Raw genomic sequence first — 15,240 nt, 5'->3', positions numbered from 1 at the left:
ACATCAGCGTGCGCGTTCGTCGATGAAGCCCTTGAGTGTCGCCAGCGTGTCGGCGTCGTCGATATGCTTGTCTGTGCGCCAGCGCAGCATGCGCGGAAAGCGCACGGCCACGCCGGATTTGTGGCGAGGGCTCGACTGAATCCCTTCGAAGCCGATCTCGAACACGAGCGTCGGCGTGACGCTGCGTACAGGGCCGAACTTTTCGACGGTCGTCTTGCGCACGATCGCGTCGACCTCGCGCATCTCGTCATCTGTCAGGCCCGAATAGGCCTTCGCGAAGGGCACGAGCGTGCGTACGCCGTCCGCTTCGTCCCACACGGCGAACGTGAAATCGGTGTAGAGGCTCGCGCGCCGGCCGTGGCCGCGTTGCGCGTAGATCAGCACGGCATCGATCGCAAACGGATCGATCTTCCATTTCCACCACGTGCCCGCCGCTTTTGTGCGTCCGACGCCATACATCGACGCGCGTTCCTTGAGCATCAGGCCTTCGACGCCGCGTGCGCGGCTTTCACCGCGCAGCGCGGCGAGTGCATCCCAGTCGTGTGCGTCGACGAGCGGCGACACGCGCAGCAGATCTTTCGCGAGCGTACCGGCGAGCGTCGCGCCAAGCATGTCGAGCCTCGCACGCCGTTCTTGCAGCGGCTGCATGCGCAGATCGTCGCCGCGTGCTTCGAGCAGATCGTACGCGAGAAACGTGGCGGGCGATTCGGCGAGCACGCGCTTTGTCAGCGACTTGCGCGTGATGCGCGGTTGCAACCGTGCGAACGGCAGTGGCGCGAGCGCGTCGGGTTCCCACGCGAGAATTTCGCCGTCGAGCACATGACCGTCCGGCAGCGCTTCGCCCAACGCGACGACTTCGGGAAAGCGGTCCGTGATCAGATCTTCGCCGCGCGACCACACCCACACGCGGCCATCGCGCTTCACCACTTGCGCGCGTATGCCGTCCCACTTCCATTCGGCGAGCCACGACGACGGCTCGCCGAGTGTCGCCGGATCGGCTTGCAGCGGATGCGCGAGAAAGAACGGATAGGGCAGGCCGCGCTCGCTCTCGTGACGAGCGAGCGCGGCTTCAGCATCGCCGTTTGCATCGTCGGAAGGCGCGGGTGCGATGAGGCGCAGATAACGCGCGGCGTCGGGCGGCTGGCTCGAATCCGTCCAGCCGACCATGCGCTGCGCGATCAGCTTGTGGTCGACGCCCGCGACATCGGCGAGCGCGCGCACCACGAGCTGCCGTGCGACACCCACGCGAAAGCCGCCGCCGATCAGCTTCGTGAACAGAAAGCGGCCGCTCCAGTCGAGTTCGTCCCAGTACGCGACGAGACGCTCGCGCAGTGTGTCCGGCGATGCGCCGCGAAGCGTCAGGATGCGTTCTTCGATCCATTGCGTGAGCCCCAGCTCCGACGTGCGCGCGGCGGGCGGCAGCACATGCGCGATGGTCTCCGCGAGATCGCCGACGGCCTGATACGACTCTTCGAACAGCCACTCGGGCAGACCCGCGCGGGTACGCGCGATCTCGGTAAGCAGGCGTGTGGGCACCGACTGGCGCGGCTTGCCGCCGGCCAGAAAATACGACGCCCACGCCGCGTCTTCGGGTGGCGCGGCATGGAAGTAGGCGATCAGCGCGTCGAGCTTGTCGCGCGTCGACGTGGTCGCGTCGAGTGCCGTGTAGAGCGTGGCAAAGCGCTTCATGATGTTTCGGGCGCCGCCGCATCGGCTTCGATCGCGTCGTCGCCATACTCGGTGGCGAAAGCACCTGCTTCGAGTCCCTGTTCGCGCAGCCAGCGCACCATCGGCTCGACCTGGCCGTGCGTGACGATCACACGCTGCGCGCCCGTCGCGGCGATGGCCGTTTGCAATCCGGGCCAGTCCGCATGATCGGACAACACGAAGCCGCGATCGACGCCGCGTCGCCGGCGCGTGCCGCGCAAGCGCATCCAGCCCGAGGCGAACGCGTCGCTGAAGTCGCCGAAGCGCCGCAGCCACGCGCTGCCTTGCGCCGAGGGCGGCGCGATCACGAGTGCTTGCCGGAAGGCCTCCTTGTTCTTTGCGGGAATGTCGCTCACCAGTTGCACGGGCGGCAGCGCGACACCCGCCGCACGATACGCGCGATTCAGCGGTTCGACGGCGCCGTGACAGAAGATCGGCCCGATGCCCGCATCGACGCCCGCGAGTATGTGCTGCGCCTTGCCGAACGAATAGCAGAACAGCACGGAAGCGCGGCCCGTTGCCGCGTTATGGCGCCACCAGCTGTCGATGTCGTCGAACACGGTTTGCGGCGCATCCCAGCGGTAGATGGGCAGGCCGAAGGTCGATTCGGTGATGAAGGTGTGACAGCGCACGGGCTCGAACGGCGCGCAGGTGGGATCGGGGTCGAGCTTGTAGTCGCCGGATGCGACCCATACTTCGCCGCGATATTCGACGCGTACTTGCGCCGAACCGAGCACATGTCCCGCCGGATGCAGCGACACGTCGACGCCGTTGATCGCGATGCGCTCGCCGTATTCCAGTGTTTGCAGATTGATGCCCGGCAGCCGCGATTGCAGCACGAGCGCGCCGGGCTCGGCGGCCAGGTAGCGGCGATGCCCGAAGCGCGCGTGATCGGCATGAGCGTGTGTGATCACGGCGCGCTCGACGGGTTGCCACGGATCGATATGGAAGTCGCCTTGCGGGCAGTACAAACCTTCGGGACGCGCGACGATCAGGTCCGTCTGTTGGCTCACGTTTGTCTCCGGGCTGTCTGCGCGGGAATCAGGCGGTGTCGGTAAGGTGTTGGCCTGTGCATCGATGGACTTGCGCAACGGGCTGGAAGTTCGCGTTGACGCATTATTGACCAGGAATGCAAAACGCCCCGGCGTCCGATGAACGCCGGGGCGCCTGCATGAGAACGCACTCTTACGAAGTTACGAGCCCGTCACGCAGCGTCACTGGCCGCCCTGGTTGGTGCCAGGCTGCATCGTGCCGTTCTGCTGCATCGTGCCGCGTTGCTGCGTCGTACCGTTGTTACCGTTGTACGAGCGGCTCATGCTGTTCGGCGTCGCGCCCGTGCCCGTGCCCGCGCCGCCGCCCGTTCCCGTCGTGCCAGGCGTGCCGTAGCCGCTGTCGTTCGTGCTGCCGCGCGGCATGCGGTTCATGTTGGCGCCCGGCGTCGCTACGCCGCCTGCGCCGCCCGTGTTGCCGCCGCCCGCACCGACGCCGTTGCCGGACGAACTGCCGCCTGCGCCGTTACCGCCCGCGCCTCCGCCTGCACCTGCACCCTGAGCGTAGACACCACCGGACAGAGCCATCACGAGGGCAGTGGCGAGTACCTTTTTCGTCGTGCTTTTCATGGTCGAACCTCCAGGAGATGGTTGAATCTTCACCAGTCGGCGAGTCGATGCTTTCGACCCACCCGTGTCTTTCTTTGCGCAAACCCTGTGCCGCTCCCCAGGACACTTGCCTGGCTGAGCGCCAGGAACACTGCTTGCACCGTCCATCGACGATGCAGGCCGCGTACGCTCGATACGTCGCGCGCCATTCCTCAAACAAAGGAGCCCTACCGATGGCAAGCAAGCAGCGCAATCCGTCGTCTTCCGCGCCGGCGGAAGATCTCAAATCGAAGGATCTCGAAGGTTCGCGCGCGCGGCCGAAAAACGAAGCACTGCGCACGAATCAGGGCGTGAAAATCGCCGACAACCAGAACACGTTGCGCGCGGGGCCGCGCGGTCCGTCGTTGCTCGAAGATTTCATCATGCGTGAAAAAATCACGCACTTCGATCATGAGCGCATTCCCGAGCGCATCGTCCATGCGCGTGGCTCGGCGGCGCATGGCGTGTTTCAGGTGTACGAGTCGATGGCCGAATGCACGAAAGCGGCCTTTTTGCAGGACCCTTCGGTGCAGACGCCCGTGTATGTGCGTTTTTCCACCGTGCAAGGTCCGCGCGGTTCGGCCGATACCGTCCGCGACGTGCGTGGCTTCGCAACGAAGTTCTACACGTCCGAAGGCAATTACGATCTGGTCGGTAACAACATGCCCGTGTTCTTCATTCAGGATGCGATCAAGTTTCCCGACTTCGTGCATGCCGTGAAGCCCGAAGCGCCGAACGAAATGCCGACGGGCGGCTCCGCGCACGACACGTTCTGGGACTTCGTGTCGCTCGTGCCCGAGTCCGCGCACATGGTGCTGTGGACGATGTCGGATCGCGCGATTCCGCGCAGCCTGCGAACGATGGAAGGCTTCGGCATCCACACGTTCCGCTTCATCAACGCGAAAGGCGCCATGCGTCTCGTGAAGCTTCACTGGCGGCCCGTGCTCGGCTCGTATTCGGTGTTGTGGGACGAAGCGCAGAAACTCGCGGGCAAGGATCCCGATTTCCATCGCCGAGACCTGTGGGAAGCGATCGAACGCGGTGACTACCCTGAGTTCGAACTCGGCGTGCAGATCATTGAAGAGAAGGATCAGGATTCGTTCGGCTTCGATCTGCTCGATCCGACCAAGCTCGTACCCGAGGAAATCGTGCCCGTGAAGATCATCGGCAAGATGACGTTGAACCGCAATCCCGACAACTTCTTCGCCGAAACGGAGCAGGTGGCTTTCCACCCCGGACACGTGGTACCGGGCATCGACTTCACGAACGATCCGCTGCTGCAAGGTCGTCTGTTCTCGTACACCGATACGCAGATCAGCCGGCTCGGCGGGCCGAACTTCCATGAGATTCCGATCAATCGTCCCATCAGCCCGAACGTGAACAATCAGCGCGACGGCATGCACAGACAGACCATCAACGTCGGCCAGGCTTCATATGAGCCGAACTCGCTGAACGACGCGTGGCCCAGGGAGACGGATCCTGCTGCAACGGATGGCGGCTTCGAAAGCTATGCGGAGCCGATGGAAGGTACGAAGATCCGCGTGCGCAGCGAGTCGTTTGCCGATCACTTCTCGCAGGCTGCGCTCTTTTATCAGAGCATGAGCGATGTCGAGAAGGAGCATATCGCGCTCGCGTATCAGTTCGAACTCGGCAAGGTGACGAAGCCCGAGATTCGCGCGCGCGTCGTCAACGAGATTCTCGCGAACTTCGATTCGGACCTCGCTGCGACCGTCGCCGAAGGCCTCGGCTTGCCGAAGCCCGGCAAGGGCGCGCGAGCGGTGGGCAAGCAGAAGCCGTCGCCGGCGTTGAGTCTCCTGAACCGGGGCGTCAAGGGCATCAAGACGCGCAAGGTCGCGGTGCTCGCCGCGCCGGGCAGCGATGGCGCGACGATCAAAAGCGTGCAGGCCGCGCTGAAGGCGGAAGGCGCGACGCCGTTGGTGATCGCGCCGACACTCGCGCCCATCGACGGCATGAATCCCGATGCGACCATCTCCGGCATGCCGTCGATCATGTTCGACGGCGTCGTGGTGGTGGGCGGCGAGCAGGGGGCGAAGACGCTCGCGCAATCGGGCGATGCGCGCCATTTCGTGCTCGAAGCGTTCCGGCATCTGAAGGCGATTGCAGCGATCGGCGCGGGTAAGGAACTGTTGAGCGCGACGCATCTGCCGGAGAAGGCCGATGGCGTATCCATCGGCGATGACGGCAAGGTGGACGCCGTGCTGAAGGCGTTCATCGATGCAGCCGGCCAGCATCGCGTGTGGTCGCGCCGGCAGGCGGCGGAGTCGGTGCCTGCTTAAAACGTCGTACGGATGTAAGAAGAGGCGCCGTTGCTGTCATGCACACCAACGGCGCCGTTCTATGTTCGAAGCGCGAAAGCGGCTATCGTCGCGCCGGAGTGGGCGAATGCGAGCCGTCGCGTTCGACGGCCTGGAGCCGCCAGTAGCCTGCGACACCGTCGGGCCGCGAATGCGAGATCCACGTCGCCTGGCCCTGCGCGGACGTCATGTTGCCATGCCGGTCGATGCGCACGCCGTACAGCGTGACGAGCGGCTGTTCGCTGCCGCATGCACAAAGCGACATGATGTGGCCGTCCTCGCGCATGTCGCCCGACGACGGCAACTCGACGCCGCGACGATCCTGCGACGTCCATGCGCGGCTGATCGTGTCGAGCCACAACACCGCGTAGTCGTGATTGACGGTCGGGTCGGATGTATTGATCAGGATCGACAGACGCATGAAGCCTCCATGTCCGCTTGATCGGCCGCGCGGACGTCGCGGCAAGGTGCTGGGGCGGCGCATTGCTCAGGTGCTGCCCGCATGTGCATCGGCGGCAGGGCAATGGCTTGCGCCGGATCAAGCAACGCCTGTTCCAACGTGTGGGCATCGTCGCGTTCGCGATGCCGCAAGGCCAGGCGGCGTGCGCCGCGAGTTGCGCCGCCCATTGCTCTGTACAAAGTGCAAACCGCCGTTGGCGTTTTTACGCGGCATCGTCGCCCAGCTTGAGTGCTTTTGATGATTCCGCGCGCATAACCGGTGCCGAAACGGAGGAACGGGCAGACTAGCGGCGCGGGCGGGCGCTATCTGCTATCGTTCGCGTCTATGCGACCCATTATCTCGGTTTCGAATCTGTCGAAGACCTACGCAACGGGCTTTCAGGCCCTCAAGCGTATCGACCTCTCCATTCGCCAAGGCGAAATCTTTGCATTGCTCGGGCCGAACGGCGCGGGCAAGACCACGCTCATCAGCATCATCTGCGGCATCGTCAACGCGACGGAAGGCAGCGTATCGGTCGACGGTCACGATATCCGCAACGACTATCGCGCCGCGCGCACGCTCATCGGGCTCGTGCCGCAGGAATTGACCACCGACGCGTTCGAGACCGTCTGGGCCACCGTATCCTTCAGCCGCGGTCTGTTCGGCAAGCCGAAGAATCCGGCGTACATCGAAAAGGTATTGCGCGATCTGTCGCTATGGGAGAAGCGCAATAGCCGCATCATCCAGCTGTCGGGCGGCATGAAGCGGCGCGTGCTGATCGCGAAGGCGCTGTCGCACGAACCGCGCGTGCTGTTTCTCGACGAGCCGACGGCAGGCGTCGACGTCGAACTGCGCCGCGACATGTGGAAGCTGGTGCGCTCGCTGTCCGCGAACGGCGTGACGATCATCCTCACCACGCATTACATCGAGGAAGCCGAGGAGATGGCGGACCGCATCGGCGTGATCAACGGCGGCGAACTGAAGCTCGTCGAAGAAAAAGCGGAACTGATGCGCAAGCTCGGCAAGAAGCAGTTGACGCTGCAACTCGAAACGCCGCTAGCGAGTATCCCCGCGACGCTCGCGCACTACGGGCTGGAACTCGGGAACGAGAACGCCGAACTGGTCTATACGTATGACGCCGAACGAGAGAAGAGCAGCAGCATCGTTGCGCTGCTCAACGATCTCAGCGAAGCGGGCATCCGCTTCAAGGATCTGCATACGACCCAAAGCTCGCTCGAAGACATCTTCGTGAGTCTCGTGCACCGAAAACAACAAGAGGAAAGCGTGCGATGAACCTTCATGCAATCCGCGCCATCTATCGTTTCGAAATGGCGCGCACGGGGCGCACGCTGATGCAGAGCATCATCGCGCCCGTCATTTCGACGTCGCTGTATTTCATCGTGTTCGGCTCGGCGATCGGCTCGCGCATTCGCGAAGTGGAAGGCATCAGCTACGGCTCGTTTATCGTGCCGGGGCTCATCATGCTGTCGTTGCTGTCGCAAAGCATTTCGAATGCATCGTTCGGCATCTATTTTCCACGCTTCACAGGCACGATCTACGAGCTGCTCTCCGCGCCCGTGTCGTATCTGGAGATCGTGATCAGCTATGTCGGTGCGGCGGCGACCAAGTCGATCGTTCTCGGTCTCATCATTCTCGCCACGGCGGGGCTTTTCGTGCCGCTACAGGTGCAGCATCCGTTCTGGATGGTGGCGTTTCTCGTGCTGACGGCCGTCACGTTCAGTCTGCTGGGCTTTATCATCGGCATATGGGCCGACAACTTCGAGAAGCTGCAGCTGGTGCCGCTGCTCATCATCACGCCGCTGACGTTTCTCGGCGGCAGCTTCTATTCCGTGGCGATGCTGCCGCCCGCATGGAAGGTCGTCACGCTGTTCAATCCCATCGTCTATCTGGTCAGCGGTTTTCGCTGGAGCTTCTTCGGGCTGGCGGACGTCAGCGTCGGCATCAGTCTAGGCATGACGGCGCTCTTTCTTTGCATCTTCCTTGCAGTGATCGCGTGGATCTTCAAAACGGGTTACCGCCTCAAGTCGTAGTAGGATGAACGTCGTCGGCGAACAGCCGGCATGGGCGAAGGTTGCGGCCTTACGCGGCGCCGCAGCCGTTCCACATCGCATCACGACGTTTTTAGCGGGGCGCGAGCGACACATGGCCACGACGCAATCACGACCACTCGGCGCATTCGCCGGGTACATCCGCAAGAACGAGGTTGAACTCACTGAACGCTGGCTTAAGTCGGTGTTCAACGACGTCGAGTTGACGGAACCCGACCGGCTGACCAACGAGCAATTGTCGGATCACGTTCCCGACATACTCGAATCCATCTGCAGCGCACTCGAGCAACAGGATCTCGAAGAAGTCGAACCCGAGATCGAACGCAAGGCGCGGCTGCACGGCAAAATGCGCTGGAAACAGGGCTATCGCATCGACGAACTCGTGCGTGAACTCGATCTGTTCCGCCAGGTGCTGATGGGCGCCGTCGTCCAGTACGCGGAAGCGCATCCCTCCTTCACGCGGCGTTACGAAGAACGCGCGCGCTATTTCATCGACGAGTCCGTCAGCTTCGTCACGCTCACGTCCGTGCGCGAAGTGGTGACGGAGCGTGACCGCAAGATCGACGAGTACACGGGGCGGCTCGAACGCGCGAATCACGAGTTGTTGCTCAAGCAGAATCTGGTCGGCGAACTGTACGAGTCGCGCATGCAGATCACGCGCAGCGTCGTGCATGACTTGCGAAATTTTCTCAATGTGTTTTCGATGGCGCTGCAACTCGTGGCGCGCGCACCGTCGAAAACGGAAGCCGCACTGGCGCTGGCCAACCGGCAGGCCGCCGACATGAAAGTGCTCGTCGACGAACTGGTCGAATATTCGGTCGTGCTCGGCGACACGAATCAGGCCGCGATCGAAACCGTGGATCTCCACGCGCTGTTCGAGGAACTGGTCGCGTCGTGCGGTCCGGCGATCCGCGAGAAAGGGCTCAAGCTGAATGCCTCGTTCGACGGACAACTTGCGTCGGTGCAGTCGAATCGTCTGAAGCTCAAGCAGATCGCGATCAATCTGCTGACGAATGCCGCGAAGTATACGAAGGCGGGCGAAGTGACGCTGGAGATACGCGCGCGTGGTAGCGACGCGTGGTGTCTGCGGGTCTCGGATACGGGCGTGGGCATCGGCGCAGCGGATCGGGATCGCGTGTTCAGGGAGTTCGAACGCGCGAACGACGACGACGTGCCCGGTGCGGGGCTCGGCCTCGCGATCGTCAAGGAGTTGTGCCGCATGCTGGGCGGCGATCTGCGCTTCGATTCGCAGCCGGGCGTCGGCACGACGTTCGAGATCACCTTCCCGCTGCACCCGCATCCGGGCGAAGCGCCGGCGTTCTAGCGCGAAAGCAAAAAGGCCGGGCATCGCTGCCCGGCCTTTTGTTTTACTGCGTTGCGGATCGGCTTAGCCGAACAGCTTCATCGCCTGCAGCAGCGTGTTGACCACGCCCCACGTCAGCGGAATCAGCACATACAGCCAGAACACGGCCATGAGGCCCTTGTTCGTCGGATGAGCGTTTTGCGTCGACATTGTCGTTCTCCTGTGTCGGACCTTATTTGGCGGATGCGAGTTGCGCGTCCGTCATGTGATGCTTTTCGTGCACGTGCTTCACGAGCAGGTTGCAGATGAAGCCGATCACGAGCAGCACGGTCATGATGTGGACCGTCATCGTGTAGGCGTCTGCCTTCGCAACACCATGCGCAACCTGGTAGGCGCGGATGTAGTTGACGAGCACAGGACCTGCGACGCCTGCTGCCGCCCACGCCGTCAGCAGACGGCCGTGAATGCCGCCGACGAACGCGGTGCCGAACATGTCGGCCAGGTAGGCCGGCACGGTCGAGAAGCCGCCGCCGTACATCGACAGGATCACGCAGTAGCACAGCACGAACATCGCGATGTTGCCCGTCGACGCGAAGCTCGGCACGAGCCAGTACAGCACGGCGCCCAGCGCGAAGAAGATGAAGTACGTGTTCTTGCGGCCGACGTAATCCGACGCCGATGCCCACACGAAGCGGCCGCCCATGTTGAAGAGCGACAGCAGACCGACGAAGCCCGCGGCTGCCGCAGCCGTCACCGTGTCCTTGAAGCTTTCCTGGATCATCACCGACGCCTGGCCGAGAATGCCGATGCCCGCCGTCACGTTGAGGAACAGCACCAGCCAGATCAGATAGAACTGGGGCGTCTTCAGCGCCTGGTCGATGTGCACGTGGTTGCGCGTGATCATCTTCTGCGTCGTGGTCGCGGGCGGCGTCCAGCCGGCCGGCTTCCAGTCTGCGGGCGGAACGCGGATCGCGAGCGCGCCGATCGACATCGAGATGAAGTACGCAATGCCGAGCACGATGAACGTTTCAGCCACGCCGATGCTCGTCGCGCTCTTGAAGTGGTTCATCAGCGCGACGGACAGCGGTGCGGCAATCATCGCGCCGCCGCCGAAGCCCATGATCGCCATGCCCGTTGCCATGCCGCGGCGATCGGGGAACCAGCGGATCAGCGTCGAAACGGGCGACACGTAGCCAAGACCCAGGCCGATCCCGCCGAGCACGCCATAGCCGAGATACAGCAGCACGATCTGGTGCATCCACACGCCGAGCGCCGAAACGAGGAAGCCGCCGCCGAAGCAGCAGGCAGCCGTGAACATGGTGCGGCGCGGGCCGACTTTTTCGAGCCACTTGCCGGCAAACGCCGCCGATAGACCCAGGCAGACGATGGCCAGCGAGAAGATCCAGCCGAGCGTGGTCAGCGACCAGTCGTCCGGTGCCGATTGCGTGATGCCGATGACTTTGGTGAGCGGCCCGTTGAACACGGAGAACGCATAGGCCTGGCCGATACACAGATGCACGGCGAGGGCGGCAGGCGGCACCATCCAGCGGGAAAAGCCAGGTTGGGCGATCGTTGCCTGTTTCGAAAAGAATGATGGCGAGCGGGCGTCGCCGCCGGGCTCAGTAATGCTGCTCATGGTCGGTCTCCGATCGGGCTGAACGTCTGGTTATCGGTTGCAATTGCCGAAACTTGAGCTAGCGCAAATTTCATTTCATATGCTGGGCTGCAACATATTAAAACTGTGCTAACGAGCGTTCAGATTCGGCAATGGCGAGACGATAGGTGCACGCGACCTGCTTTGCAATATGAGAATGAAGTGCATATGAAACACGTCTGGAGCGTTGTGCGGAGCGGGATGCAGCGAATTCAAGCGACATGAGGCCGCAGGTGACGGCGTGACGCAGCATGCGCGGGCATTGAGTTTTTTGGCGAATCGATTCAGGCGTGCCGGTTGCTGCGTAAGCACATGGAAAGGCTGATCGGCGGATTTTAGAGGTTCGGGTTCACCCGAATTCGAACGCCGACGAATTCTTCTGACGAGTACAGTTCTCGGCACCGGAAAAAAGTACAGTTTCCTTTGGGACGGCCAACTGTCGCGGTTCTGCGCCCCGCGTGATACGTTGGAATTGTTGTCGCCGCTGAACAACAGTATTTGATATATCACATACAAGATACTTGATTTTTGTCGCGACGCAGCATATGATTGAGTCATCCAATCACTCAATGACCGGAGCATCAAATGGATTTCGTGTCGCTCGCATTCTTCGCCGTCGCTGTCGTGGGCCTGGGTTCGGCCGCAACCGTGTTGCTGACGCGCTGGATTCCGCAGCATGTCGCCGAGCTGGCATCGAAGCACGGCCGTTTTGTCGGTCTCGAAGCCGCCACGGTGCGTGAAGCAACGCCTTACCGCGCACGTGTCGAAGCCGCAATGGGCGCGGTCGGCTCGTCGAACTAAGACTACGCTGTGGCTACACCCGCAATGAACCTGCCTCTGGCGCTGCAGCCCATCGGCAACAGCGCCAGCCTCCGCGATCAGGCCTACGCGATGTTGCGCCAGGCCATCGCGGATGCCGACATTTACGCGTCGAGCGAAGAGATCCGTCTCGACGAGCGCGCGCTGAGCGAATCGCTGGGCGTGAGTCGCACGCCCGTGCGCGAGGCGATGACGCTGCTGGAGCAGGAAGGTTTTCTGCGCATGGTGCCGCGGCGTGGCATCTATATTGTGCGCAAGAGCAAGCGCGAGATCGTCGAGATGATCCAGATGTGGGCCGCGCTCGAAAGCATGGCCGCGCGTCTCGCTACATTGCATGCCACCGACGAGGAGATCGCGAGGCTGCGCCACATGTTCGATCAGTTCCGCGATTCGACGCCGGCCGAGCATATCGCCGAGTATTCGAATGCGAACATCGCGTTCCATCAGGCAATCGTGGAACTGTCGAAGTCGCAGATCATTCTCGATACGATCAAGAACATCTTCATCCATGTGCGCGCGATCCGGCGCATGACGATTTCGCAGAGCGACCGCGCGTCGCGCTCGATCGTCGATCACCTGCGCATCATCGAAGCACTGGAAAAGCGCGATACGGAACTCGCCGAGCGCCTCGTGCGCGAGCACTCGTTGGGATTGGCCGCTTTCGTCGAAGCGAACTGCGACTTTCTCGACTGAGCGCCGTTGCGGGAAGATTGAGAACACAAGGCCGGCGGACCGGAAAGTCCGCCGGCCTTTTTCATTTCACCTCGTCACTGGAAGGCTTTCAGCATCGTCTCGCCGAGTGCCGCCGGCGACTGCGCGACGTGAATGCCCGCCGAACGCATCGCGTCGATCTTCGCGCCCGCAGTGCCCTTGCCGCCGGAGATGATCGCGCCCGCGTGACCCATCCGCCGTCCGGGCGGCGCGCTCGTCCCGGCGATAAAACCGACCACCGGCTTGTTCGTGCGCGAGTCCTTGAGGAACTGCGCCGCGTCCTCTTCCGCCGAGCCGCCGATTTCGCCGATCATGATGATGCCTTCCGTCTCGTCGTCGGCGAGGAACATCTCCAGGCAGTCGATGAAGTTGGTGCCGTTGACGGGGTCGCCGCCGATGCCGATGCACGTTGTCTGTCCGAGGCCTGCCGCCGTGGTCTGCGCGACGGCTTCATACGTCAGCGTGCCCGAGCGCGATACCACGCCGATCTTGCCCGGCCGGTGAATGTGTCCGGGCATGATGCCGATCTTGCATTGGCCCGGCGTGATCACGCCCGGGCAATTCGGCCCGATCAGACGCGTGGCCGATCCGGCCAGCGCGCGCTTCACGCGCACCATGTCGATCACGGGAATGCCTTCCGTGATACAGACGACGAGGGGCAGTTCGGCATCGACAGCTTCGAGAATCGCGTCGGCGGCCATGGGCGGCGGCACGTAGATCACGGATGCATTCGCGCCCGTTGTCTCGACGGCATCGGCGACGGTGTCGAACACGGGCAGGCCGAGGTGCGACGTGCCGCCCTTGCCGGGCGTGACGCCGCCGACCATCTGCGTGCCGTACGCGACAGCCTGCTCCGAGTGAAACGTGCCTTGCGAGCCGGTGAAGCCCTGGCAAATCACCTTCGTATTACGATCGATCAGTACGGCCATGTCAGTTTGCCTCCGTCGCGGCTGCCGCGTGGTTCTTGTCCTTGACTGCGGCGACCACCTTGCTCGCTGCGTCGGCGAGATGATCGGCTGAGAGAATCGGCAGGCCCGAGTCGCGCAGAATCTGCTTGCCGAGTTCGACGTTCGTGCCTTCCAGCCGCACCACGAGCGGCACGCGCAAATCGACTTCGCGCGCGGCGCTCACCACGCCTTCCGCGATCACGTCGCAGCGCATGATGCCGCCGAAGATGTTGACCAGAATCCCTTCCACCTTCGGGTCGCGCAGAATCAGACGGAACGCCGTCGCGACGCGCTCTTTGGTCGCGCCGCCGCCGACGTCGAGAAAGTTGGCCGGCTCGCCGCCATAGAGCTTGATGATGTCCATCGTGGCCATTGCGAGGCCCGCGCCGTTCACCATGCAGCCGATGTTGCCGTCGAGCGTGACGTAGTTGAGCCCATGCTTGGCGGCTTCGAGTTCTGCGGCATCTTCTTCCGCTTCGTCGCGCAGCGCTTCGATGGAAGGGTGGCGGAACAGGGCGTTGTCGTCGAAATTGATCTTCGCGTCGAGCGCGATCACGTCGCCTTGCTGCGTAACGACGAGCGGATTGATCTCGACGATCGACGCATCCAGTTCGACGAATGCGCGATACGCGTTGGCGATGAACTGCGTCGCCGATTTGACCTGCTTGCCCGTCAGCCCGAGACCGAAGGCGAGCTGGCGCGCGTGGAACGGCTGCAGGCCCGTTGCCGGATCGATCGCGACCTTGAGGATTTTCTCGGGCGTGTGCGCGGCCACTTCCTCGATTTCCATGCCGCCTTCCGTCGACGCCATCACCGTGATGCGCGACGTGCTGCGATCGATCAGCATGCCGAGATACAGCTCGCGCTCGATCGCACAGCCTTCCTCGACATACACGCGCTTCACTTCGCGGCCCGCCGGCCCTGTCTGCTTAGTGACGAGCACGTGCGACAGCATTTGCTGGGCACTCGAACCTACATCGCTGACCGACTTCACGACGCGCACGCCGCCTTTACCGTTCGGATCGTCGGCGAAACGGCCTGCGCCGCGTCCGCCCGCATGAATCTGCGATTTCACGACCCACACCGCGCCACCGAGCGCGAGCGCCGCGTCCTCGGCTTCGCGCGGCGTGAACGCGACGCGCCCGTTCGGCACGGCGACGCCGTAGCTTTTCAGCAGTTCCTTCGCCTGATATTCGTGGATATTCACCTGTCTCCTCGCTAGTTGAATTCGACGCCTGACGGCGCAAAAGGGTGGGCGGTCGGCTCAGTGTAAATATATGGTATGTGATATATCAACGATGCTCAAGCGGAGAAACTGATCGGGGTTTTCCCTTTGTGAAACGTGTCCTTAATTCGTAATTCGGGCTCGATGCCTTGTCAGTAAAGGCTTCACGCGTTTATGCGGGATTGTGCTTACTAAAGTGAAAGCGCTTGCAGCGATTAGATATATCACATACCGTATTGAACACGGACGAACGAAATAAGAGCGTCAAGTGCTCGGAGGGGACACAACATGGGCAAGGCACTCGACGGTGTGCGCATTCTCGATTTCACGCATGTGCAATCAGGCCCGACCTGCACGCAGTTGCTCGCGTGGTTCGGCGCGGATGTGATCAAGGTGGAGCGCGCCGGCGCCGGC

At 62.7% G+C, this 15,240-nt stretch carries 15 protein-coding genes; 7 read left to right on the top strand and 8 right to left on the bottom strand.

Annotated elements, in window-relative coordinates; translation table 11 throughout:
- Positions 1-3: 3 nt before the first annotated feature.
- From G3N95_RS34935 to G3N95_RS34925, 3 genes are all read right to left on the bottom strand, one after another.
- A complete protein-coding gene (locus G3N95_RS34935) occupies positions 4-1,689 on the bottom strand; it encodes an ATP-dependent DNA ligase (protein ID WP_205974645.1) in 1,686 nt (561 codons plus the stop codon).
- Complete coding sequence (locus G3N95_RS34930; RefSeq protein WP_205974644.1) at positions 1,686-2,720, bottom strand: ligase-associated DNA damage response exonuclease; 1,035 nt, start codon at positions 2,718-2,720, stop codon at positions 1,686-1,688. Before G3N95_RS34930 ends, G3N95_RS34935 begins: the two co-directional genes overlap by 4 nt.
- A 201-nt stretch (positions 2,721-2,921) precedes the next feature.
- A complete protein-coding gene (locus G3N95_RS34925) occupies positions 2,922-3,326 on the bottom strand; it encodes a hypothetical protein (RefSeq protein WP_205974643.1) in 405 nt (134 codons plus the stop codon).
- A 152-nt stretch (positions 3,327-3,478) separates the two neighbouring features.
- Here G3N95_RS34925 and katE point away from each other — a divergent pair, with 152 nt between their 5' ends.
- Entirely contained in the window at positions 3,479-5,641 is a 2,163-nt protein-coding gene (katE, locus tag G3N95_RS34920; RefSeq protein ID WP_205974701.1) for a catalase HPII, read from the top strand.
- Positions 5,642-5,723: 82 nt separating this feature from the next.
- On the opposite strand, the gene G3N95_RS34915 is transcribed toward katE, so the two are convergent.
- Complete coding sequence (locus tag G3N95_RS34915) at positions 5,724-6,080, bottom strand: DUF3564 family protein (protein WP_205974642.1); 357 nt, start codon at positions 6,078-6,080, stop codon at positions 5,724-5,726.
- A 363-nt stretch (positions 6,081-6,443) separates the two neighbouring features.
- Between G3N95_RS34915 and G3N95_RS34910 the strand changes: the two genes are divergently transcribed.
- The 3 genes from G3N95_RS34910 (at position 6,444) to G3N95_RS34900 (ending at position 9,491) form a co-directional block, all read left to right on the top strand.
- Positions 6,444-7,391 carry an ABC transporter ATP-binding protein gene (locus G3N95_RS34910; protein ID WP_205974641.1) on the top strand — a complete coding sequence of 316 codons (948 nt, stop codon included), beginning with the start codon at positions 6,444-6,446 and terminating at the stop codon, positions 7,389-7,391.
- Positions 7,388-8,149, top strand: a complete 762-nt coding sequence (locus tag G3N95_RS34905) for an ABC transporter permease (protein ID WP_012403965.1) — start codon at positions 7,388-7,390, stop codon at positions 8,147-8,149. Before G3N95_RS34910 ends, G3N95_RS34905 begins: the two co-directional genes overlap by 4 nt.
- 112 nt (positions 8,150-8,261) lie before the next feature.
- Positions 8,262-9,491, top strand: coding sequence for a sensor histidine kinase (locus G3N95_RS34900; protein WP_205974640.1), 1,230 nt, complete (start codon positions 8,262-8,264; stop codon positions 9,489-9,491).
- 63 nt (positions 9,492-9,554) lie between these two features.
- Here G3N95_RS34900 and G3N95_RS34895 read toward each other — a convergent pair whose 3' ends face one another.
- Positions 9,555-9,680: a hypothetical protein gene (locus G3N95_RS34895; protein WP_012403967.1), complete on the bottom strand. Its 126-nt coding sequence runs from the start codon at positions 9,678-9,680 to the stop codon at positions 9,555-9,557.
- Between the two features lie 22 nt (positions 9,681-9,702).
- The gene (locus G3N95_RS34890) at positions 9,703-11,106 is read right to left on the bottom strand and encodes an OFA family MFS transporter (protein WP_205974639.1); all 1,404 of its coding nucleotides are present in this window, start codon (positions 11,104-11,106) and stop codon (positions 9,703-9,705) included.
- 603 nt (positions 11,107-11,709) lie between these two features.
- Here G3N95_RS34890 and G3N95_RS34885 point away from each other — a divergent pair.
- Positions 11,710-11,925, top strand: a complete 216-nt coding sequence (locus G3N95_RS34885; protein WP_205974638.1) for a hypothetical protein — start codon at positions 11,710-11,712, stop codon at positions 11,923-11,925.
- A gap of 24 nt (positions 11,926-11,949) precedes the next feature.
- Entirely contained in the window at positions 11,950-12,636 is a 687-nt protein-coding gene (locus G3N95_RS34880) for a GntR family transcriptional regulator (RefSeq protein ID WP_205974637.1), read from the top strand.
- 74 nt (positions 12,637-12,710) lie between these two features.
- Here G3N95_RS34880 and sucD read toward each other — a convergent pair whose 3' ends face one another.
- Together sucD and sucC are read right to left on the bottom strand one after the other, a co-directional pair.
- Complete coding sequence (sucD, locus tag G3N95_RS34875) at positions 12,711-13,583, bottom strand: succinate--CoA ligase subunit alpha (RefSeq protein WP_205974636.1); 873 nt, start codon at positions 13,581-13,583, stop codon at positions 12,711-12,713.
- Between the two features lies 1 nt (position 13,584).
- Positions 13,585-14,808, bottom strand: a complete 1,224-nt coding sequence (sucC, locus tag G3N95_RS34870; protein ID WP_205974635.1) for an ADP-forming succinate--CoA ligase subunit beta — start codon at positions 14,806-14,808, stop codon at positions 13,585-13,587.
- A 306-nt stretch (positions 14,809-15,114) separates the two neighbouring features.
- Here sucC and G3N95_RS34865 point away from each other — a divergent pair.
- Positions 15,115-15,240 (top strand): CoA transferase (locus tag G3N95_RS34865; protein WP_205806409.1); only part of this gene is annotated, 126 nt, incomplete at its 3' end.

The sequence above is a fragment of the Paraburkholderia sp. Tr-20389 genome, assembly GCF_017104565.1.
GTDB lineage: Bacteria > Pseudomonadota > Gammaproteobacteria > Burkholderiales > Burkholderiaceae > Paraburkholderia.
This window is presented reverse-complemented; position numbering and strand designations above follow the sequence as displayed.

Excerpts from the sequence above, each read along its gene's own strand:
- G3N95_RS34910 (WP_205974641.1), top strand. The coding sequence starts at position 6,444 with ATGCGACCCATTATCTCGGTTTCGAATCTGTCGAAGACCTACGCAACG.
- G3N95_RS34925 (WP_205974643.1), bottom strand. The coding sequence starts at position 3,326 with ATGAAAAGCACGACGAAAAAGGTACTCGCCACTGCCCTCGTGATGGCT.
- G3N95_RS34895 (WP_012403967.1), bottom strand. The coding sequence starts at position 9,680 with ATGTCGACGCAAAACGCTCATCCGACGAACAAGGGCCTCATGGCCGTG.
- G3N95_RS34890 (WP_205974639.1), bottom strand. The coding sequence starts at position 11,106 with ATGAGCAGCATTACTGAGCCCGGCGGCGACGCCCGCTCGCCATCATTC.
- katE (WP_205974701.1), top strand. The coding sequence starts at position 3,479 with ATGCAGGCCGCGTACGCTCGATACGTCGCGCGCCATTCCTCAAACAAA.
- G3N95_RS34885 (WP_205974638.1), top strand. The coding sequence starts at position 11,710 with ATGGATTTCGTGTCGCTCGCATTCTTCGCCGTCGCTGTCGTGGGCCTG.
- sucD (WP_205974636.1), bottom strand. The coding sequence starts at position 13,583 with ATGGCCGTACTGATCGATCGTAATACGAAGGTGATTTGCCAGGGCTTC.
- G3N95_RS34915 (WP_205974642.1), bottom strand. The coding sequence starts at position 6,080 with ATGCGTCTGTCGATCCTGATCAATACATCCGACCCGACCGTCAATCAC.
- G3N95_RS34880 (WP_205974637.1), top strand. The coding sequence starts at position 11,950 with ATGAACCTGCCTCTGGCGCTGCAGCCCATCGGCAACAGCGCCAGCCTC.
- G3N95_RS34935 (WP_205974645.1), bottom strand. The coding sequence starts at position 1,689 with ATGAAGCGCTTTGCCACGCTCTACACGGCACTCGACGCGACCACGTCG.
- G3N95_RS34905 (WP_012403965.1), top strand. The coding sequence starts at position 7,388 with ATGAACCTTCATGCAATCCGCGCCATCTATCGTTTCGAAATGGCGCGC.
- G3N95_RS34900 (WP_205974640.1), top strand. The coding sequence starts at position 8,262 with ATGGCCACGACGCAATCACGACCACTCGGCGCATTCGCCGGGTACATC.